General features: G+C 65.5%; 16 protein-coding genes. 5 read left to right on the top strand and 11 right to left on the bottom strand.

What is annotated here, in order from left to right; genetic code table 11:
• Positions 1-138 precede the first annotated feature (138 nt).
• Entirely contained in the window at positions 139-1134 is a 996-nt protein-coding gene (locus SARO_RS08650) for a LacI family DNA-binding transcriptional regulator (RefSeq protein WP_176929337.1), read from the top strand.
• On the opposite strand, the gene SARO_RS08645 is transcribed toward SARO_RS08650, so the two are convergent.
• The 6 genes from SARO_RS08645 to SARO_RS08620 all read right to left on the bottom strand — a co-directional run bounded on the left by SARO_RS08645 (position 1103) and on the right by SARO_RS08620 (position 10011).
• On the bottom strand, positions 1103-4516 hold the full coding sequence (locus SARO_RS08645) for a glycosyl hydrolase (RefSeq protein WP_011445377.1): 3414 nt from the start codon (positions 4514-4516) through the stop codon (positions 1103-1105). The genes SARO_RS08650 and SARO_RS08645 overlap by 32 nt on opposite strands.
• Positions 4517-4562: 46 nt before the next feature.
• A complete protein-coding gene (gene rhaI / locus SARO_RS08640; protein ID WP_011445376.1) occupies positions 4563-5852 on the bottom strand; it encodes an L-rhamnose catabolism isomerase in 1290 nt (429 codons plus the stop codon).
• A complete protein-coding gene (locus tag SARO_RS08635; RefSeq protein WP_011445375.1) occupies positions 5849-6775 on the bottom strand; it encodes an alpha/beta hydrolase in 927 nt (308 codons plus the stop codon). The genes rhaI and SARO_RS08635 overlap by 4 nt, the downstream gene beginning before the upstream one ends.
• A gap of 22 nt (positions 6776-6797) precedes the next feature.
• On the bottom strand, positions 6798-8915 hold the full coding sequence (locus tag SARO_RS08630) for a bifunctional rhamnulose-1-phosphate aldolase/short-chain dehydrogenase (RefSeq protein ID WP_011445374.1): 2118 nt from the start codon (positions 8913-8915) through the stop codon (positions 6798-6800).
• Between the two features lie 180 nt (positions 8916-9095).
• Positions 9096-9470: a c-type cytochrome gene (locus tag SARO_RS08625; RefSeq protein WP_011445373.1), complete on the bottom strand. Its 375-nt coding sequence runs from the start codon at positions 9468-9470 to the stop codon at positions 9096-9098.
• A 61-nt stretch (positions 9471-9531) separates the two neighbouring features.
• Positions 9532-10011 (bottom strand): MarR family winged helix-turn-helix transcriptional regulator, encoded by a 480-nt coding sequence (locus SARO_RS08620; protein WP_176929338.1) that lies wholly within the window; start codon positions 10009-10011, stop codon positions 9532-9534.
• 255 nt (positions 10012-10266) lie between these two features.
• Here SARO_RS08620 and SARO_RS08615 point away from each other — a divergent pair, with 255 nt between their 5' ends.
• Positions 10267-10764 carry a DUF3237 domain-containing protein gene (locus tag SARO_RS08615; protein WP_143004892.1) on the top strand — a complete coding sequence of 166 codons (498 nt, stop codon included), beginning with the start codon at positions 10267-10269 and terminating at the stop codon, positions 10762-10764.
• A gap of 3 nt (positions 10765-10767) precedes the next feature.
• Here the strand turns inward: SARO_RS08615 and SARO_RS08610 are convergent, their stop codons facing one another.
• From SARO_RS08610 to SARO_RS21470, 5 genes are all read right to left on the bottom strand, one after another.
• Complete coding sequence (locus SARO_RS08610) at positions 10768-12234, bottom strand: ATP-binding protein (protein WP_041550251.1); 1467 nt, start codon at positions 12232-12234, stop codon at positions 10768-10770.
• Positions 12235-12306: 72 nt separating this feature from the next.
• Positions 12307-14229, bottom strand: a complete 1923-nt coding sequence (locus SARO_RS08605; protein ID WP_011445369.1) for a glycoside hydrolase family 3 protein — start codon at positions 14227-14229, stop codon at positions 12307-12309.
• Between the two features lie 132 nt (positions 14230-14361).
• Complete coding sequence (gene ahpF / locus SARO_RS08600) at positions 14362-15921, bottom strand: alkyl hydroperoxide reductase subunit F (protein WP_011445368.1); 1560 nt, start codon at positions 15919-15921, stop codon at positions 14362-14364.
• 175 nt (positions 15922-16096) lie between these two features.
• Positions 16097-16660 (bottom strand): alkyl hydroperoxide reductase subunit C, encoded by a 564-nt coding sequence (gene ahpC, locus SARO_RS08595; RefSeq protein WP_011445367.1) that lies wholly within the window; start codon positions 16658-16660, stop codon positions 16097-16099.
• A gap of 477 nt (positions 16661-17137) precedes the next feature.
• Entirely contained in the window at positions 17138-17281 is a 144-nt protein-coding gene (locus SARO_RS21470) for a hypothetical protein (protein ID WP_157042426.1), read from the bottom strand.
• On the opposite strand from SARO_RS21470, the gene SARO_RS08590 reads away from it, so the two are divergent.
• Genes SARO_RS08590 through SARO_RS08580 form a run of 3 tightly spaced genes read left to right on the top strand, consistent with a single transcriptional unit; the run spans position 17271 to position 21477 of the window.
• A complete protein-coding gene (locus SARO_RS08590; protein ID WP_041550935.1) occupies positions 17271-18416 on the top strand; it encodes an HlyD family secretion protein in 1146 nt (381 codons plus the stop codon). The genes SARO_RS21470 and SARO_RS08590 overlap by 11 nt on opposite strands.
• Positions 18413-20011, top strand: a complete 1599-nt coding sequence (locus SARO_RS08585; protein WP_011445364.1) for a DHA2 family efflux MFS transporter permease subunit — start codon at positions 18413-18415, stop codon at positions 20009-20011. Before SARO_RS08590 ends, SARO_RS08585 begins: the two co-directional genes overlap by 4 nt.
• Positions 20012-20049: 38 nt before the next feature.
• A complete protein-coding gene (locus SARO_RS08580) occupies positions 20050-21477 on the top strand; it encodes an efflux transporter outer membrane subunit (protein WP_041550931.1) in 1428 nt (475 codons plus the stop codon).
• Positions 21478-21622 lie beyond the last annotated feature (145 nt).

Genomic DNA, 21622 nt, shown 5'->3' with positions numbered 1-21622 from the left:
CCGGCGCGTGAGATTGCGGAATGGACACGACAAGGCTGATGACGAAATCAATGGATCGGCTAAAAGGCCGCCAGCACGAAGATCGGCATGGGTGAAATGAACATCGCAAGTACGAGCCGCGGCAACGCACACGCAACGATGGAGGACGTGGCAAAACTCGCTGGCGTCTCGCTAAAGAGCGTGTCTCGCGTAATCAACGCCGAGCCGCACGTATCGGCAAAGCTGAGGGCAAAGGTCGAGGCGGCGATTGCCGAACTCAATTACGTTCCGGATACGGCAGCGCGCTCGCTTGCCGGATCGCGGGCTTTCATCGTCGGCCTGCTGTTCGACAACCCCAGCCCGAACTACACGATGAACATCCAGAAGGGCGTGTACGAGACCTGCCGCGACCAGCAGCACCACCTGCGCATCGACAACATCGATTCGACGGTTCCCGCCGAAAAGTTCGAGGCACAACTGGCGGCGATGGTGCGCAACAGCCGATGCGACGGGTTCGTGCTAACGCCTCCCCTTACCGACAACGTGGTGCTACTCGATTTCCTCGACCGTAGCGGCATCCGCTATGTACGCATTGCGCCGGACATTCAGCCCGACCGATCGCCCGGGGTCTGCATCGATGACGCGGCAGCAGCAGCCGCCGCCGCGCGCCACCTGTGGGAACTGGGGCACAGGCGCTTTGCCGTGGTGCGCGGGCCCGCCAGCCACGGCGCGGCGGGACGGCGACGCCAAGGCTTCATCGACGAGTTGCACAGGCTCGGCGCGGAGAACCCCATCATCGAGGCGGAAGGCAATTTCAGCTTCGAAAGCGGCATCGCAGCGGGTGCGAAGGTTCTGGCGGCAACCCCCCGCCCGACCGCGATCTTTGCCGCGAACGACGATTCGGCCGCAGGCGTCATGGTCGCCTGCTCGCAGGCCGGACTGAAAGTGCCGAACGACGTTTCAGTCTGCGGCTTCGACGATAGCTGGGTGGCGAAGTCGGTCTGGCCCTATCTGACCACCGTCTACCAGCCCATCGAGGAGATGGGCCGGGCCGCCGCGGCGCTGTTGCTACGCCGCGACGAGCCCGACAATGTCCTCCACGAACTGGATTTCAGTCTCGTCGTCAGGGCTTCGACGGCACCCCCGCCCCAATAGCTTCAAGCGTCACCGGCCCGATCAGGCCCGAGGGCCGCAAAGGCGCGTCGGGGCCATAGGTCGGGAGCGCCGTCCAGGTGATCCGGGACGCATTGGGCTGAGCATCGCCGATCAGGCGATTGACCCAAAGGTTGGCGACCTTCACTTCGAGCGTATTGACGCCCTTGCGCGCCGATGCCCCGATGTTGACGCGATAGGGCTTGTGCCAGGCGTATCCGGCATGCTTGCCGTTGACGCTGACCTCGGCGATTTCACCGACCTGGCCGAGGTTCAGCCATAGCGGCTGGCCCGGCTTCACGCCCTTCGGCAGCGTGAAAGTGCTGGTGTAGGTGGCAAGACCCGAGAAGTACTTCACGCCCGGATCGGCCTGATCGCTGAGTGAACCCAGCCTTGGCAGAGCGATGGATGCAGGGGCGCCGCGACCGGGCTGGAAGGCGACCTTCCACGCACCATCGAGCGTCGCGACGGTCGCTGGAACGCCCTTCTTGATCGCCATGGAATTGGCCGAGGCCGGCTTGCGGAACACGACGAAGACCGAATCCTCGGCATCGAGCGTCAGCGGTACGACCGTCTGGCCATTCTCGATCCGGTAGGAGATGGCCTCGGTCTCGCCGGTATCGGCGTGCCACAGTTCCGGTTGCTTGCCGGTTACGCGGAAACGGGCCTCGACGACTTCCGGAGCTGCCTTGCGGTTGTTGAGGAACCATGCGTCGCCGTCCGGCAGGGCGCGGTGGACGAACAGCACCTCGCCGTCCTCCGACGTCCCATCGAGCACCAGGTCCGGCGCAATGCCGGCATCGGCAAGCGCGCGGTCGATGTCGGCAGAGGCAATCACCTGCCCTGCCCCGACCCTCGTCACCAGCTGACCGCTCCACAGCTTGGCGACGAGCGCCGAGAAGTCGGCCGCGCTGTCGTTGAGCGCGGGTGAACCTTCCGGCGGGCTGCCGACAACGGTCGCGCCAGCTTCGACCAGCGCCGCGAGGCGACGCAACGTCGGCAAGGTCATGCGCCGGGACGAGCCGCCGAGCTGGATCGCCTTGTAGCGCGCGCCGCCCTTCGCGACGACTTCGCCTCCCTGCACTTCGACCGCATCGAACAGGGCGTCGCGGTTGATGAAGTCATAGGCGTGCACCTTCGGCGCATCTTCGATGCGCTTGCGGCCGTAGAGCGCGGTGAGCGGCCCTTCCTCGCCATAGAAGTACGCCACGTCCGCGACGTTCCTGCCGGCCTGAAGCAACAGCGACGAACGGGCCATGTAGTCGACCCAGGGCCGCGCCAGTTCGGCCCAGGCTTCGTGCCGGTTGAAGTACTGCCCGAAGATCATCAGCGACATGCCGGGCACCTTGTCGTCGACGGGCTGGTGCACCGAGGTGTGAACGACCGGGCGGTTCACGCCGCTGGCAAATTCGAGGTCGATGATGCGGCGCAACTCGTTGGGCGCATAGGCCCAGGGAGCGAGGGCGGAAGTCATCGATTCCGCAGCGACGAGGTTCTGCCCGTAGATGTGGGCGGTGGAGGCAGCACCCTTCATGTCGGCAATGTAGCTGGGATTGGGCCCTGCCTTGCGGGAGAAGGTCCACAGCGCCGACATCGGAACGTCGGCGTGGCTGCGCATGGCGATGTCATCGCCAAGCGACGGACGATTGTCTTCCAGCGCCTCTCCATAGACCTTGAGGTCGTTCTCGTGCGCGACCCTGGCAACCGTGCCATAGTGTTCGGAAGCCATGAGATCGGCCAGGGTCTGGCGATAGTCGCGCAGGAACCCGTCGGACTGGGCCCGCGTACCGACAAGAACGCCGGCAAGCGTGGGCAGCCAGGGCGTGGGATCGTAGCCGCGCAGGCGCTTGAATTGCTCGACCATGCGCGGGGTCCAGTTGGCCGCGCCGACCTCGATCGAATCGGTCAGGATCGCGCGGACGCCGCGCTTGCCGACGAGTTCCGAACCGGCCGCGTCCTTGTACATGCCGATATAGTGTTCAAGGTAACGGCGAACCGCATCGCCGTCGAACTTGTCGACTTCGAGGCCGGTTGCCTCGGGCGGCGCGGGATGGTTGGTCGTGCCGAGCAGGCTGGAGCCGAGACGGATGATCCGCCAGTTGCCCTTGGGCGCCGTCCAGTCGAGCGTGCCATCTGGCTTCATGCGCCCGGTCAGGTCGATCACCTGCTTCGGATCGATGCCCGCCGCGGCGGCGTCCGGCGTGCCGAGGGCGTAGTAGTCGGGCACGACAGCAAAGCCGGCCTTGCTCTCGAACTGGTCGACCATCACATCGGACGAAAGGCGGAACTGCTTGACGTCGAAGGGGGCCTTGGCGGCAGCGGCCATCATTTCGACGAAGCCGCCGACCGGAGCCAGGCCCGGCATCGGATCGCCCATGTTCGACCCGTTGAACGGCAGTGGCGCAAGGACGAGGCGGAACTGGCGGGCGGTGACGGCCGGGAAGCCGACCGTGGAAGGCGCCGCAGTCACCGGGAAATCGGCCACCTTGCGCCACGCCTGCCCGTCGTCGCTGGCTTCGAGGTGCATCTGTACGGTTGGGCCGGAGAACGTGCCCTTGGCGCCCGGGATCGAGACGGTGGCCGAGCGGACCGTCTGGGGCGCGCCATAGGCGGCGACGATGGTCGTGGGCGCATCGACCGGACCGCGCGCCAGCGTCACGCCGGTCTTGAGACTGCCATCAGAAAGCGCTGCCGCATCGAGCGATTTGCCGCCGGCCGAATAAGCGGGAACCGGCAGTGGCTTGCCCAGATCCGGAACGGCCAGAACCGCCACGTCGCTGTATAGTGCGGGCGCCTTGAAGCCATGATCGCCAACAATGGCGGCAAGCGGATCGGATTCCGGCATGTCGAGGAAAGGCCCGGTCTCGGCCGGCGGGAGCGGCAGCTTGCCGGAAAAGCGCTTGCCGCCCTTCAGGACGGTCTCGCTCCAGACGACCTTCTTGAGGCCGTCCTCGGCCTTGACCCACGGGCCGCCGGTTTCCGACCAGCCTGGGGATGCGGCGATGGCGAGCTCGAGGCCGAGCCGGTCCGCCTCGATCGCGGCGAAGCGGAAGGCGTCCTTCCACTCGGGCGTCATGTAGACGAGACGCTTGTCGACCACTTGCGGCGTATCGAGCCCCGCGTCGAAGTTCTGGAGGCCGCCGATGCCGACGCGCTTCATCCACGCAAGGTCCTTGGCAATGCCGTCCTTGGTGATGTTGCCGTTCATCCAGTGCCACCAGACGCGCGGGCGCGCTTCCATCGGCGGATCCTGGAACTGCTGGTCGAGTGTCGATGCCGCCGGGGCGGCCTGCACCGCAGGTGCGGTATCCGCGAGTGCAGCGGGCGTGAGCACGGTGGTGCTGGCAAGTAGCGTTGCGACCGAAAGGCCGTTGCGGATGTTCATTCTACTCACTCCCGATGTCGTTTCTTCTGATTGGATCGCAGGTCTTTCAGACGATGCCGGCGCCGAGGCCGACAGCCTTGCGTTCCTGCGCCTTCCGGCCGCGATACTGGCTGGTGCGGTAGGCTTCGAGCACGTCGATCGCGCCGCCCGCTTCCATGCGCGCCTTGGCAAGGATCGGCGCGACATCGACGTTGTAGGCCCGCCGCAGGGCCTGGAACGCCATCATCGTGTCGTTGGTTTCCTGCGCGGCGTGAAGCGCCTCGCGATCCACAAGCTGGGCCTTCGCGAAGCACTGCGTGATCGTCTCGGCAGAAGACAGCATGGATTCGATCGGGTCGGTCACGTTGTGCGACTGGTCGATCATGTAGCTGGGGTTGAAGCCATCCCGCGGGTTGAGCTCAGCCTCGACCAGTTCGTTGAATACGAGGAACAACTGGTGCGGATTGATCGAGCCGGAATCGAGGTCGTCGTCTCCGTACTTGCTGTCGTTGAAGTGGAAGCCACCGAGCTTTCCGAAGCGGTGCAGGCGCGCGACGATCTGCTCGATGTTCACGTTGGGCGCATGGTGGCCGAGATCGACGAGACACTTGGCCTTGGGGCCGAGTTCCTGCGCGGCGAGGATGGACGAGCCCCAGTCGCTGATGACAGTCGAGTAGAAGGCCGGCTCGAACATCTTGTGTTCGAGCAGCATCCGCCAGTCGTCGGGCAGCGCGGCATAGATCTGCGCAGCGCCATCGAGATAGCGGTCGAGGCTGCGGCCAAGGTCCTGCTGGCCGGGGAAGTTGGTGCCGTCGCCGACCCACACAGTCAGGTCGGTCGAGCCGAGCTGAACGCCGATCTCGATGCATTCGATGTTGTGTTCGACCGCCTGACGGCGCGTCGCGGCATCCTGCGCCGAGAGCGAGCCATTGGCGTAAGTATGGGCCTGCCCGACCTGGTCCTGGAAGGTGTTCGAGTTGACCGCATCCCAGCCAAGGCCGAGGCTTGCCGCTTCCTCGCGCAGGGCCTTGTAGTCGCTCACCTTGTCCCACGGGAAATGCGGCGAGACGCGGGGCGTGACGCGCGAGAGCTGCTGGATGACCGCGCAGTCCTCGAGCTTCTCATGGATGTTGGTCGGCTCGCCCGGGATCGGGAACTTGGCGAAGCGCGTGCCACCGCGTCCCGCGCCCCACGACGGAACGGCGACCGAGAAGCCCGCCACGCGATCCTTGATCGCATCGATATCGATGCCGGTGCGTGCAAGCTTGCGACCGAGCGCGGCATAATCTTCCTCGAGCGCCTCGACGTGGCGGGCGTTGCGTTCGGCGATGAGATCTGCGGAAATCGGGAGAGTCACTTGCTGTCCTTTCGCGCGAGGAAGCCCTGCATCTGGAGCCACGCGGTGAACTGGTCGATCAGGAGGGTGGTGGTGGTGCCGGGCAGGCCAAGGCCGAAGCCGTGGTTGCCCTTCTGGTAGCCGTGGATCTCGACCGGACGCCTGGCATCGAGCCAGGCCTGGGCGATGGGAAAGCCCTTCGACGGGAAGAGCGCATCGTCGAGAGCGATGGCATCGAACATCGGTGGCGCATCGGCAGGCACCGGCTCGGCGTCCTGCGGGCCATAGATATAGCCGAGGAATGCAGGACGCGTGGCGGCGTCGCCGTCCAGGCCCACGCGGCGCGTGGTCATGGCACCAGCAGAGAAACCGATCATGCCGACGCGTGCGGGATCGATGCCGAAGCGCGCGGCGTTGGTCCGGACCCATGCGATGGCGGCCTTGCCGTCAGCAGGGGCCATCGACTTGCCGAGAAGGTCGCCGGTCATCGGATGGCCGACTTCCCTGCCGAGTTGCTCGTTCATGTACCGGCCCGCTTCGGCCTCGTCCCTCGGCGTCGGGTTGAGACGGTACTTGAGCACGAACGCGGCGATGCCTCGGTCGGCAAGGGCGCGGGCGACCTTCCAGCCTTCGTGGTCCATCGCCAGCATCATGAACGCACCGCCAGGCGCGACGACGACCGCCGCGCCCGTCGCCTTCGCCGGATCGGGCAGGACCGGCGTGATCGTCGGGCGCGTTACGTTGCGGACCGCATAGTCGCGCCCGCCGAACTTGACCCACTGCTCGCTCGAAGCGCTGCCCGGCGTCTGCGCACCGTAGAGCGGAACGGCGTCCGGCTCGACCGGGGCGGACGCTGGCGCGAGAGGCGGCGGACCGTCCTGCGCGATGGCCGGAACCACCTGAACGCTCGCCGCCAACGCGAAAAGATATGCCGCTTTCTTCATCGTTATCCTCTCCCGGGAACGGTCAGCGAGTGAAGGCCTGGGCGTTCCCCGCATCAACGTTGATCATGTTGCCGGTGGATTTTGCCGACATGTCCGAAGCGAGGAAATAGACTGCTTCCGCGATATCTTCGGGCAGAACATCGCGCTTGAGCATCGAGCGCTGGCGGTAGTGCTCTTCCAGTTCCTTGCCGCTGTCGATGCCGTGGGCCCCGGCGCGTTCCTTGCGCCAGTCGCCGTCCCAGATCTTGCTGCCCTTGATGACGGCATCGGGGTTGACGGTATTGACGCGGATGCCGAACGGCGCGCCTTCAAGCGCGAGGCACCGCGCGAGATGGTTCGCGGCAGCCTTCGCGGAAGCATAGGCACTGGCGTTCGTAGCGGCGGCAACGCCGTTCTTGGAACCGATGAACACGACAGACGCGCCGCCCTGCTCCTTCATGCGCTTCATGAGCGGCCAGGCGGAGCGGGAGGTCAGGAAATACCCCTGCGCGAGGACGTCGTAGTTGCGGTTCCACAGATCGACGGTCGTTTCCTCGAGCGGTGCAGAAGATGCGATGCCGGCGTTGGCGACCAGAATGTCGAGCCCGCCAAATTCACGTGCGGCCACGTCGAAAGCAGCCTGGACCTGCGCCTCGTCGGTCACGTCGCAGACGGCCGCGCGCACGACGTCGTTGCCGAACTGCCTTGCGAAACCGGCGCGGACGTCCTCGACCGCGTCGGCGGCACGATCGGCCAGCACGACGCAGGCGCCTTCGCGCAGCAGGCGGGCGGCCGATGCCGCGCCGATGCCCCCTGCCCCGCCGGTGACCAGCGCGATCTTGCCGACCAGAGGCCGGGGCGCAGGCATGCGCTGGAGCTTGGCCTCTTCGAGCAGCCAGTATTCGATGTCGAAGGCTTCCTGCTCATCGAGCGCAATGTAATCGCCGATGGCTTCGGCCCCGCGCATCACGTTGATGGCGTTGCCGTAGAATTCGCCAGCGAGCCGCGCGGTGGTCTTGTCGGTGGCGAACGTGATGCGTCCGACGCCCGGGACGAGCACGACGACAGGGTTGGAATCGCGCATTGCCGGCGAGTTCGGGCGCTTGCAGCGTTCATAATAGGCCGCATAGAGATCGCGATAGCCGGCAATCTTCCGCGCGAGGTAGTCGTCGTCTTGCAGCCGCGAGGGATCGAGCGTCAGCGGCGCGATCTTGGTGCGCAGGAAATGGTCGGGGCACGAGGTGCCAAGCGCGGCGAGACGCTCGAAGTCCACCGAGCCAACGAACTCCAGCGCCTCGGCATCGTCCGAGAAGTGCCCAAGCTTGTTGCGCGCACCGGTCATGAAGCCACGCAGGCGAGGCATGAGGTCGGCGGCGATCTTTGCCCGATCCGGGTTCGGCGCCACTTTCCGACCTCCGAACGCTGGCTTTTCGGCGAGCCGGGCATTGAGATAGCCGGCCGCGTCCGCGATCAGCCGAACGGTATGTTCATAGCAGGCCTTGGCGCTGTCGGCCCAGCAGATGATGCCATGGCCGGCAAGCATGACACCTTCGACGCCCGGGTTAGCCTTGACGAAATCGCGGAGCATCACGCCAAGGGTGTAGCCGGGACGCTTCCACGGCAGCCAGCCGATCCGGCCGCCCCAGATTTCCTTCGTGGCGGCCTCGCCCCCCGAGGAAGCGGCCAGCGCGATGATCGCATCGGGATGGACGTGATCGACATGCGCGAAGGGCAGCAGCGAGTGCAGCGGCGTATCAATGCTGGCCGCGCGACAGTTGAGGTTGAACGTGCAGTGCGGCAGGAAGCCGACCATCTTGTCGTCGTCCTGCGGCCCGGCATAGTGCGCCTCGAGGCCAAGCAGCTTTGCCTGGTAAAGAGTGGCAAAGCCGTCGATCTTCATAGAGCCGATGTCACCGCCCGAACCCTTGACCCACAGCACTTCGACCGGCTCACCAGTCAGCGGATCCATCTCTTCAAGCTTGGCCGACGTATTGCCGCCACCGAAGTTGGTGACGGTAAGATCGGAACCGAGCAGGTTCGAGCGATAGAGCAGAAGTTCTGCCGGGCCGAGCTTTGCCGCGACGGCATCGTCCCAACGGCTGGTCGGAACCGCGAACGGAATGGCGGCAGCGGCAATCAAGGTCTCGGTCTGAGCGTTCATGGCATCCCTGGGGGCAAATCGGTCGGCTTTGCGCCGGTCGAGAGACTCGATAGCAGGATGCACATAAACGATCAAGAATGATCGTTATTGATTATTTGAGGGAAGCCGCCGCGTGCAATGCATGGCAAAAGGCCCCGCGCCTTTCGGAGCGGGGCCCTTGAAGTTCGCGGCGCGAGTGCGTCAGCGCGCGGATTGCTGGAGGAAGGCGACGAGGTCCGCGCGGTCCTGCGGATTGGTCAGCGGCGGGAACGCCATGCGATTGCCCGGAATGTACTTCGCAGGGCCAGCCAGATAGGCATCGAGAGTAGTGGCGTTCCACACGACCGCCTTGTCCTTCATCGCCTGCGAATAGTTGAAGTTCGGCATGGTGCCGGACGTGCGGCCAACAACGCCCTTGAGCGAAGGGCCCAATCGGGTCGCGCCGGTATTCAGATCGTGGCAGGCCGCGCAGCGCGCGAACACCGCCTTGCCGCGGACGGCATCGCCCGCAGGCTGCGCCACGGCAACACCCATCCCGCTCGCCACGAGGATTGCAGCAAGAGCAAGGCGGTTCATCAAGCGGTTTCCCTGGTTCATGCCCCGCCTTCGCACGGCGCGGCTTTCGCGGGCCTGAATATCAGTCCTTGGCAGGCGCGAGAAGGTAGAGCTTCATCAGGATCCGGAACAACTCCGACTTCTCCCGCCCGGTCAGGCACGACGTCAGTTCATCCTCGTGCGAGGCAATCGCGCTGCGCGCCTTGGCGAGGACTTCGCGGCCCTCGTCGGTAAGCCAGAGCCCCCCTGCGCGCCGGTCGAGCTTGGATGGCTCGTTGACCAGGAAGCTGTTCTTTATCAACTGGCGAACGAACTGGTGAACCGTGGGCCGCTCAATCTGGAAGAAGCGGGAAAGGTCGGTCTGCTTGACGCCCGGATTCGCGTTGACGAGCCACAGGATCGCCACCTGCTTGGGCGTGACGCGCAAGGGATCGAGATGCTTCTCCAGCCTCGAAACGAACAGCGTGTTTACCGTGCCGATGTGGAGGCCCAGAACGCCGTCGATCCCGTCGAGATCAAGTTCGGGTACGACGGACTGGCGGGTAATCTCTGCCGTGGCCAAGGAACGTCCTTCCAACGTTAGCGTTGCTGCCGGCAACCGTTCATAGCATGAAATGCACAAGCCGGCCCGCAAAAACGGGGTCCTTAAGCTACAAATGTTATCGTGCAAAGCATTTGCGCGTTGCTACAGATTGCTGTTCCGTTTCGAGGGGTGCAACTCCGTCCTCTTCGCATCGGCGTCCTCACCGAACCAGAACAGGAATTAGGGGGAATCAAATTGAAATTCATCGCATTTTCTTCGCTGGCGCTGCTGGCCATGGCTCCGCTTCCCACCCATGCGGCAGATGGTCCCGCTGCACCGGCGCCGACGCTGACCTACGCATTCTCCGTCACCGCCACTCTCGCCCCGCCTGTCGAGCAGGGCGAAGTGGACAGCGGGCGCAAGCGATTCATTCCCATTACCGGTGGCAAGGTGACCGGACCGGCCCTCTCCGGTGAAGTTCTGGCGGGCGGCGGCGATTGGCAGGTCATCATGCCCGGCGGGCTTACGAGCATCGAAGCGCGCTATTTCCTCAAGGCGGCCGACGGCACGGTCATCGAGGTGACCAATCCCGGCGTGCGCACGGCTGCGCCCGATGTGATCGAAAAACTGGCCAAGGGAGAGCCGGTCGATCCTTCCGCCTACTATTTTCGCACCACGCCGCGCTTCTCGGTAAAGGCCGGCCCGTACGAATGGCTGCGCCGCAAGGTTTTCGTGGCGCGCGGCATCCGCAAGCCCGACAGCGTGGTGATCGACTTCTACACCGTCGAGTAAGGGTCAGGCTTCCACCGGCGCCGTGGTCAGCCCAAGCGCCGGAATGCCGACCGAACGCCGCCCGCCGTAATCGGTGCGCACGACGATGAGGTTGCCCTTCTCGAGGTGTTCCAGCAGCCGACGAATCCGGCCAGACGAACGGGTGCCGTAAATCTCGGCCAGACGGTCGTCATCGGGACAGGGCGCGCCCTCAACCGCCGCGCGGGCGAGCGTCAGGAACGGCGCGAGCAGGTCGTCCGGCACGTCCTTGCCGATGCGCAGGAGGTCCTGCCACTGCGGCTCCTTGTCGTCGAAGATGCCCGCGACCGCCATCGCGAAGCGGCGACGGAAGGCGTTGAGGTCCATTCCCGGCAGGATGCGCAGCATGCGGCAGCGGACGGTGAAGTCCTGGTAGAGCTGCGAGGCCGGCTGGAACGTGCAATCGGGCTCGGCCGCCATTTCGGCAAGAATGCCCGCTATGCTCGCCGCGGTTTCCTCGGCTTCGAACAGGCTCGGAGCGACCGGCGGCTCGACCTGTTCGGCTGCGGGCACGAAGCCTTCGATCTGTTCGAGCAATTCGCCGCTCTCAACCGGCGGCGCTTCCGGTTCCGGCGCGCGGGGTGGAGGTTCCATCGCCAGCGGTTCGGACAGGAGGATCGATTCCATCTCTGCGCCTGCCGCATTGGGCAGCGGCATCAGCCCTTGCACCACGTTTCGGGCATGCGTCTGGACGTCCGCGATGCGAACGCCGACGGGGCGGCGGGCAATGGCGGGGCCCAGGCCGAGGAAATGCCCGCGCTCCAGATCGCGGATCGCTTCGGCCTGGCGCCGCTCCATGCCGAGAAGGTCGGCGGCGCGGGCCATGTCGATATCGAGAAAAGTGCGGCCCATCAGGAAGTTGGACGCTTCGGCGGCGACGTTCTTGGCCAGCTTGGCCAGGCGCTGCGTGGCGATCACGCCGGCCAGCCCGCGCTTTCGCCCACGGCACATGAGATTGGTCATGGCCGAGAGGCTGAGCCTGCGCACTTCGTCGGAAACGTCGCCGGCAGCGGCAGGGGCGAACATCTGCGCTTCGTCGACCACGACCAGCGCCGGATACCATTCGTCGCGCGGGGCATCGAACAGGGTGTTGAGGAACACGGCGGCGCAGCGCATCTGCGCTTCCAGTTCGAGCCCGTCGAGCGCGAGGATGACCGAGGCGCGATGCTTGCGGATGCGAGCAGCCAGCTTGGCGATTTCAGCGCCGTCATAAGCCGAACCGTCGACCACGACATGGCCGAAAGGTTCGGCGAGGGTCACGAAATCGCCCTCGGGGTCGATCACCACCTGCTGGACGATGCTGGCGCTTTCTTCCAGCAATCGGCGCAGCAGGTGCGACTTGCCCGACCCGCTGTTGCCCTGCACCAGCAGGCGGGTGGCAAGAAGCTCCTCGACGTCGATCCTGACAGGGGCGCCGGACCGGTCGGCGCCGATGACGATTGATGCGCTCACGCCGGTTGCTCTGGCGAAGCGCACGAGAGTCGGCAAGGCCGGTGCCACGGAATTTCCCCGGCCTTTTGGACCTCAGGGATAGGTCAGCCCGTCACCGCGCCGGAAGAGCGGGTTGGCGCTGTCGTCCGGTCGGCCCGGATGCTGATCCTCGACCGCCTTTGCCGAGGACGGCAGTTCGAACGGCAGCTTGCCCGCCGGCCGGGCCTTGCCGGTGACGAGATCCAGCAACACGGCATCGCTGGCGCCGAACAGGCCGAAGAGCGCGGTAGCCTTGTCCTTCACCTCGGTCAGCACGGCAGGACGATCGAGGTCGACGGCCACAACGGTCGGGATGCGCGCAGCGGCAGCGGCGATGGTTCTGGTCGCCTCGTCTCCAGCACGGAAGTCGAGGCGGCCCTCGTTCTGGCGCGAGCCGAAGAAGTGGTGAGGATGAAGGACTTCGTGCGGGGTGGCAACGCGAACGATGGCCACCTCGGCCTGTTCGGCGGTGTCCACCACGACCAGCCCGGCAGCACGCGCGGCACTGGCGTCGACACCGGAGAGCCAAACCTTTCGGCCCGGCGCGAGCGGCAGAAGCGCGTTGCGGTTCAACAGCAGCACCTGCGCGGCGCGCTGGGCTGCATCGGCCTCGGCCTGCGTCGCCTTGTTGCCGACGATCTGCGCTGCCTTCTCGACGTCGACATAGGGATCGTCGAACAGGCCAAGCTCGAACTTCAGGCGAAGCACGCGGCGGGCGGCCTGATCGACCCGGGCGGGCGAAACCTTCCCGGCACGGACGGCGGCAAGCAGAGGGCCTGGATTGTCGACGCCGCCGAACTGGTCGATCCCGGCATTCGCGCCCAGCGCGTAGCGGTCTTCCTCGGACAGACCCTCGACGCCCCACGGCATCGCGATCGCAAAGCCCTGGGGCTTTTCGGCCGTCGGGTTGCTGCACTGTTCGGGGCAGGTGTTGGTGATGCCCCAGTCGGAAATGACGATGCCGCCGAACTTGTGGGTGCCGCGCAGAAGTCCCTCGATCAGAGGCTTGCTGAAGCCCGCGCCGACCTGCGGCAGCGGCTTGCCATCGATGCTCACGCCCTCCGCGATGACATAGGTGGGCATTACGCCTGCCGACTTCGCGGCGAGCGCGCCTTCGAAAGCGGCAACGTGCTGGGCGAAGCTTTCGTTGTCGAGACGGGCGATGCGGCCGTAATAGTTGTGGCCGTCAAAGCCCTCGGGCTCGGCGCCATAGCCGACCCAGTGCTTGACCACGGTCGCGACGCCAGAGCGGACGAGTCCGTCCGCGCCGCCCTGGAACCCGCGCACATATGCACCGGCAAGACGCGAGACCGTGGCCGGGTCCGAGCCGAACGTCGCGTTGCCGCGCGGCCAGCGTGGCTCGGTATAGAGGTCGGCCTGTGGCGACAGGGCCATCTGGATGCCGACGGCGCGATATTCGGCGGCGACCAGTCGGCCGAACCGCTCAACCAGCTTCTCGTCGCCGATGGCGGCCATGCCGAGCGTCTCGGGCCATTTGGAGAAGCCGCTGGCATCGCTGCTTGCGCCGACCACTACCTGGAAGTGATTGCGCGGATCGGTGCTGATCGTGGCGGGAATGCCGAGCCGGGTCGCCTCGGCAAGCCGCTGGATCGCATTGTTCTGCGTCGCGAAGGCGCGGGGTTCGGGTGCGATGCGGGTGATGAAACTGTTGACCCCGCGCGCAAGGAGTTCCTGCGCAAGGGCCGTGTCGTAGGCATTGCCCACCCCGATGCCGCGTCCGCCTTCGGCCTGAAGCGTTCCGTGGAGCATGAGCGCGACCTTTTCCTCCAGCGTCATCCGCTTGAGCAGATCGTCGAGCCGCCGTTCGACCGGCAGCGCGACGTTCTCGTATGGATCGAGCCGGCCATTGTGGTTCAGGTCGCGAAAGGCGGGCCTTGCCGACGCGGATGCCCCCAGCGCGACCGCCCCGACACCGGCAAGCAGCACCATTGGTGCAGAAATCTTCAAGCCGCCCATCGTTTCCTCTCCGAATGACAACGCAGGACAAGACCGCTAACGTCCTGACGACGCAAAGGCAATCGCCACATGTGAAAAGCGGCGACGGAGCCTTTGCACCCCGCCGCCGCTTGAGACCTGAAAAGCGTGCGATCAACCCTGTCGGATAAGGTAATCGAATGCGGACAGCGCAGCCTTCGAACCCTCGCCCATCGCGATGACGATCTGCTTGTACGGCACAGTCGTCGCATCGCCCGCGCCGAATACGCCGGGCACACTGGTCGCGCCGCGCGCATCGACCTCGATCTCGCCGCGCGGGCTGAGATCGATCGCGCCCTTGAGCCATTCGGTGTTGGGCACGAGGCCGATCTGCACGAAGATGCCTTCCAGTTCGACCGTGTGCGTCTGGCCGGTCTCGCGGTCCTTGTAGACGAGGCCCGTCACCTTCGCCCCGTCACCGAGGACTTCGGTTGTGAGCGCCGACGTGACGATGGTGACGTTGGGCAGCGAGCGCAGCTTGGTCTGGAGCACGGCGTCGGCGCGAAGCTGGTTGTCGAACTCGATCAGCGTGACATGGGCGACGATGCCGGCAAGGTCGATCGCGGCTTCCACGCCAGAGTTGCCGCCACCGATCACAGCCGTCCGCTTGCCCTTGAACAACGGTCCGTCGCAGTGCGGGCAATAGGCGACACCCTTGTTGCGATACTCGTCCTCGCCGGGAACGCCCATCTGCCTCCAGCGCGCGCCGGTCGACAGGATCAGCGTCTTCGCCTTGAGGCTTGCCCCGTTCTCCAGCTTCACTTCGTGCAGGCCGTCATCGCCCGCCGGCACCAGCCCGGTCGCGCGCTGGAGGTTCATCACGTCGACGTCGTATTCCTTGACGTGCTGTTCCAGTTGCGCCGCCAGCTTCGGCCCTTCGGTATGCTGGATGGAGATGAAGTTCTCGATGCCCATGGTGTCGAGCACCTGGCCACCGAAACGTTCGGCCACGACGCCAGTGCGGATGCCCTTGCGCGCGGCATAGATCGCAGCCGCCGCGCCTGCGGGACCGCCGCCGACGACAAGCACGTCGAAAGGCTCCTTTGCCGCGATCTTCTCGGCAGCGCGGGCAGAGGCGTTGGTGTCCAGCTTCGCCACGATCTGGGCGAGGTCCATGCGGCCCGAACCGAACAGTTCGCCGTTGAGGTAAACGGTCGGCACGGCCATGATCTGGCGCCGCTCGACCTCATCCTTGAACAGCGCGCCGTCGATGGCGACGTGGCTGACGTTCGGATTGAGCGCCGCCATGATGTTCAGCGCCTGCACCACGTCAGGGCAGTTCTGGCAGGTGAGCGAGAAGAACGTCTCGAAGTGCAGCGGACCTTCGAGGCCGCGCACCTGGTCGAGCAGGTCGGCGTCTTCCTTGGGCGGGTGTCCGCCGACATGGAGCAGCGCAAGGATCAGGGAAGTGAATTCGTGGCCCATCGGAAGGCCCGCGAACACGGCCTGCGCCCTGCCCTCGTCCGCGCGGATGGCAAAACTCGGCACGCGCTCGCCGGTGCCGTCGAAACGAGCCGAAACCTTGTCCGACTGCGCGACGATTTCCTCGACGAGGCTGCGCATTTCGGCCGACTTCGGGCTGTCGTCGAGCGTTGCGACCAGTTCGATCGGACGGCGCAGGTTGCCTAGATAGGCCTTGAGCTGGGCAGTGGTGGCGGCGTCGAGAACGGGCATTGTCAAATCCTTTGGACATACAGGTCCGCGCGTCACCGGATGGTCGGCGCACGGGAAATCAACGGGCGATGTGATCTGTATCGTGGAACCGGCGGGCCGCCCGTGCTCGGCACGGCCCGTCCGGCGATTATGGCAAGGTGATCAGCCCCACGCGGCGATCACCCTGCGGGGAAAATCAGATCTTGCCGACGAGATCGATCGACGGAGCAAGCGTTTCGGCCCCTTCTTCCCACTTGGCAGGGCAGACCTGGCCGGGGTGCTCGCGCCAGTACTTGGCGGCCTTGATCTTGCGCAGCAGTTCCGCAGCGTTGCGGCCCACGCCTTCGGGCGTGATCTCGACGAGCTGGATCGTGCCGTCCGGGTCGGTCACGAAGGTGCCACGGTCGGCAAGGCCGACGCCTTCGCGCAGGATGCCGAAGTTGTTCGAGATCGTGTGGTTCTGGTCGCCGAGCATGTAGTAGTTGATCTTGCCGATGGCCGGCGAGCTGTCGTGCCAGGCCTTGTGGCTGAAGTGGGTGTCGGTCGAGACCGAGTAGACTTCGACGCCGAGGCCCTGCAGCTCTTCATAGATGCCGGCGAGGTCTTCAAGCTCGGTCGGGCAGACGAAGGTGAAGTCGGCGGGGTAGAAGAAGAACACACCCCACTTGCCGACCACGTCCGCGTCGCTGACGTCGACGAACTTGCCCTGATGGAAAGCGGTAGCCTGGAACGGCTTCAGCTTGGTTCCGACGATCGACATAGACTCAAATCCTTCTGTTTGTGGATTGGTGAACCGGATACGAATGGCGAGGTAGTGCAGGACGGCGGCATTTTCCAATGAGCAAATTTGCCCTGTTTGATTGAGTGGATCGATCAATCGACCCGCTCAACCCATAATTTCCCGCACGATCGAGCCTCCAGACCTTAGTCCGTAAACTCATGAATGGCACCATCGAGGCGCCGGAATGGCGAACATATCGGGCCGAAAGGTCCGCCGCAGGGGCTGGTTGCCCCTGCAAGGGCGTTTCGGTTCGAGATGGAAGCCATTCCGGCGTCCCGTCGGGATTTGACCAAAACGGCCATCTGCCGCGTCAGTCGGGCTTGAAATATCGACATATTCCTGCGCCCTCCTTCCTTGCACCTGGCCGTTTTGCCTCAAACCTCGATGGCGCCATTCATGAGTTTACGGCCTAGTACATGGTCCCTGATCTGAAACCCCGGAACGCTCCGGAGCCCGCTACGTTGCGGGCAGCGATGCAAATTTTGCACCGCCCCTGTCAATTTCCGCACTTGAAAAGCTGACGCGGTTGAACCAAGTGGCGATCTGCAACGAAACGATTTCGTTCAATTCTTTCGAAACTGGAATGACAATGGCCGCCACCCCCGATTCTCTTCCCGCCAACGCCGATGCCCCCGCCGAGAACGAAGGGCGCAAGAAGACGGTGGGACGCATCGCACTGGGCGTGCTCGCGCTCGGCGCAGCCTATGGCGCCTATGCGCTCTACCACTACGAGACCGTCGGCCAGTACATGCAGGAAACCAATGACGCTTATGTGAAGGCAGATGGCGTCACCGTAAGCTCGAAGCTGGCAGGCTATGTCCGGACCGTCGCCGTGGCCGACAACCAGTCGGTCAACGACGGCGCGCTCCTCGTACAGATCGATCCTACCGATTACGACACGCGCCTCGCACAGAGCACCGCACAAGTCGAAGTTGCCCGTGCGACCGAAACAGCAACGCTTGCCGCCATCAACGAAGCGCAATCGGCGGTCGGACAGGCGCGGGCCGCGCTCCAGGCCTCGCAACGCGAGCTTGCCTACCTCAACGGCGAAGTCGCCCGGATGCGCCCGCTGGTCGCCAGCGGCGCCGAACCCCGGCAGGCATTCGACCAGCTTGTCGCCAACCGCGACAAGGCTGCTGCCGACGTTTCGGCCAAGCAGGCCGCGCTTTCGGCCGCAAGCGACCGCGTCGCCAGCACCCGGGCGCAGGCGGGGCAATCCGCCGCACAGGTCAAGGCCGCGCAAGCCCAGCGCCAGGCCGCCAGCACCGATCTTGCTACCACCCGCATCGTCGCTCCCGTTTCCGGCAAAATCGGCAATTCGACGGTCCGCGTCGGGCAATTCGTGCAACCGGGCCAGCGCCTGATGACGATCGTTCCCACACAGGCCATCTATGTCGAGGCCAACTTCAAGGAAACGCAGATCGGCCTGATGCGCGCGGGACAGCCGGTGACGGTGCACGTGGATGCCCTGCCCGACGTCGATTTCCACGGTACGGTCGAAAGCATCACCCCCGGCACGGGCGCGAACTTCTCGTTGATCCCGCCGCAGAACGCGACCGGCAACTTCACCAAGATCGTCCAGCGCGTACCGGTGCGCATCCGCATCAACGCCGGCCCCGAATCGCGCAAGGTGCTGGTGCCGGGCCTGTCGCTTACGGTCGAGGTGGATACCCGCTCGGCGAAGTCGGCCATCGACGCGATCCGCGATGAACAGGACCGGGTCTCGGCCAAGTGACAGCGGCAATCTCTTCCGACGCCGACACCGAAGACCTGGCGCTGCCGCCCCCCCGGGCGCGCGAGAAGGCGGACCTGACCGCTTGGCTGGGCGTGGCCGCCGGCGCGATCGGCTCGCTCATGGCGACGCTCGACATCTCGATCGTCAACGCGTCCCTGCCTACCATCCAGGGCGAGATCGGCGCATCGTCGAGCGAGGGCACCTGGATCGCCACAGCCTATCTCGTGGCCGAGATCATCATCATTCCCCTCACCGGGTGGCTCGAACGCGTGTTTGGCCTGCGCAGGTTCCTGCTTATCGCGGCCGCGCTGTTCACGGCCTTCTCGGTGTTGTGCGGCGTGTCCTCGACACTCACGATGATGATCATCGGTCGCGTCGGGCAGGGTTTTACCGGCGGCGCGATGATTCCGACCGCGCTGACGATCATCGCCACGCGCCTGCCGCCATCGCAGCAGCCCATCGGCACCGCGATGTTCGGCTCCACCGTCATCCTGGGGCCGGTGCTCGGTCCGCTGGCGGGCGGATGGCTGACCGAGAACTTCAGTTGGCACTATGCCTTCTTCATCAACGTGCCGATCTGCATCATCCTCATGATCATGCTGATCGTGGGCCTGCCCAAGAGCAGGATGCGCCTCGACGAGCTTATCAACGCTGACTGGCTGGGCGTGGTCGGCATGGTCCTCGGGCTTGGCGGCATTACCGTCGTGCTCGAAGAAGGCCACCGCGAACAGTGGTTCGAATCCGCGCTGATCTGGAAGCTTTCCGCCGTTACCCTGCTGGGCTTCGTGATGATCGGCCTCGGGCAAATCTATGCGCGGCGGCCGGTGGTGAAGCTCGCGCTCTTGCGCAACCGCGCCTTTGCGGCGGTCTTCGGGCTTTCGCTGGTGCTGGGCGCGGTGATGTTCGGCACGGCCTACGTGATCCCGCAGTTCCTCGCCGCGATTGCCGATTACAATGCGATGCAAGCAGGCAAGATCGTGTTCCTTTCGGGCATTCCGGCAATGCTGATGATGCCGCTCTTCCCGATACTCGTGGCGCGGGTCGACTTGCGCGTGATCGTCGGGACGGGCGTCCTCCTGCTCGGCGTTTCCTGCTATCTCGACGTCACGCTGACCGCACAATCACGCGGCGACGACTTCGTCGTCACGCAATTGCTGCGCGGGCTGGGCACGGTCTTCTGCATGCTGTTCCTCAACCAAGCGGCGATCAGTTCCGTGCCGATGGAAGATGCCGGCGACGGCGCGGGCCTGTTCAACGCGGGCCGCAACCTCGGCGGATCGATCGGCCTCGCCATGCTCGCCACCTTGCAGGACGAACGCTGGGAATTCCACCGCTGGACCCTGCACAGCGCGCTGGGCGCCAACGACCTGCGCGTGCAGGACTGGGTGAGCCAGCAGGCGATGACGTATGGCGGCGGCCCGGACGGCCTGTCGGCCGCGCTCCGTTCGCTCGACGGCATGGTCATGCGCGATGCGCTGGTCATGGCCTTCAACGACGACTTCATGGCGCTGACCATCGGGATACTTCTCGTCGCGCCGCTTGTCCTGCTCCTGCGCCCGCTTCCCAAGGGCTACCACGCAAAGGCTGCTCACTGATGACTGCCCTCCTCCCCCATCGCCGCCCGCTCCGCAGCATGGCCGGCGCCTTGGTCGTGGCCGCGCTTCTCGCCGGCTGCACCACGGTGGGCCCGAACTACGCCGGAGCCCCCGACGCCGCACCCCAGGCCGTTTCCCGTGGCACGTTTGCCCGGGCAGGCGCCGATGCCCTCGCCGCCGCGCCCGCGGCCCGGTGGTGGGAAAGCCTTGGCGATCCGGTTCTGAACCAGCTCGTCGAACAGGCGCTTGCCGACGCGCCCGGCATCGCCGCCGCAAACGCCCGCGTCGCCCAGTCGCGTGCGGCGCTTGCGGCCAATCGCACCGCCGTGCTGCCTCAGCTCAACACGTCGTTCGCCGCGCCCTACATCAACGTCCCGGGCGGCCTGCTGAGCCCCAATGGCGAAAGCGGCGGGCGCGACGAGATCAACGCCTACAACCTCGGCTTCGACGCCGCCTGGGAGATCGACCTGTTCGGCGGCACCCGCCGCAAGATCGAGGCCGCCTCGGCCCGCGCCGAAGCCGCCGAGGCGAGCGCTGCAGACGCGCGCGTCACGCTTTCGGCAGAGATCGCGCGCGCCTATGTCGGGCTGCGCGCCAGACAGGCCATGGTGGGCTTGCAGGAGCGGCAGGTGGAAATCGACCGCGAGCTGGCCTCCCTCGCCCGCCAGCGCTTCGAGGCCGGTCGCATCCCGCAGCAGCCGGTCAACGGCGCCGAGGCGCAGGCCTTTTCCAGCGAAGCCGACCTTGCGAAGAGCCGCGCCGAAATCGCGGTCCTGATGGACCAGATCGCGGTCCTCACCGGCAAGGAGCCCGGCACGCTCGACGCGCTGCTCGTCGCGCCCGCGCCAGTCCCGCTGCCCCCAGCGCAGGTCGCGGTCGGCGACCCCGCGCTGCTCCTGCGCAGCCGCCCCGACATCCGCGCCGCCGAGCGCCAGCTTGCCGCCGCCAATGCCGACGTCGGCTCGCGAATCGCGGACAAGTTCCCCAAGATCTCGTTCCTTGGCCTGCTTGGCCTTGGCGGGCAGGATTTCGGCGACGTGTTCGATCCGGGCAACATCGTCGGCATCGCCCTGCCGCAAATAAAGTGGTCGCTGTTCGACGGTGGCCGCGCCGAACGTCAGGTCGAGGCCGCGCGCGGCGCCTTTGCCGAGGCCGAGGCGAACTATCGCCGCACGGTCCTTTCAGCACTCCAGGACGCGGAAGGATCGCTCGCCCGCTTTGGCGCGCAGCGGGTGGCCTTCGGCAAGGCGCTCGACGCGGAGACCCGCGCGCGCCGTAACGTCGAACTGCAACAGCAACGACTGGCAGCAGGCACGATCGGCAAGCCGGACAGGCTGGATGCGGAGCGCCAGGCCCTGCAACTGGCGATGGCCGCCACCTCTGCCCGGGCCGAACTGACGACCGGTTTCGTCGCTGTCGAAAAGGCGCTCGGCCTCGGCTGGACAGCCCCGGAGCCCGCGAAATGAGCCGGTTTCGTCCATTTTATAGCATATTGACTCTGCACACGGCTGAGGCACTCTCGACCCACAAAACGCCACAAAGGCGAGAAGGTGGGAAGGATGAGCTGGATTGCGGACGCAGGCCGCCGGTTCTGGCAGGCCTATTGCGAAG

Origin of the sequence: Novosphingobium aromaticivorans DSM 12444, from assembly GCF_000013325.1 — a bacterium.
GTDB lineage: Bacteria > Pseudomonadota > Alphaproteobacteria > Sphingomonadales > Sphingomonadaceae > Novosphingobium > Novosphingobium aromaticivorans.
The sequence above is the reverse complement of the archived record's forward strand: the minus strand, read 5'-3'. Positions and strand labels throughout refer to the sequence as shown.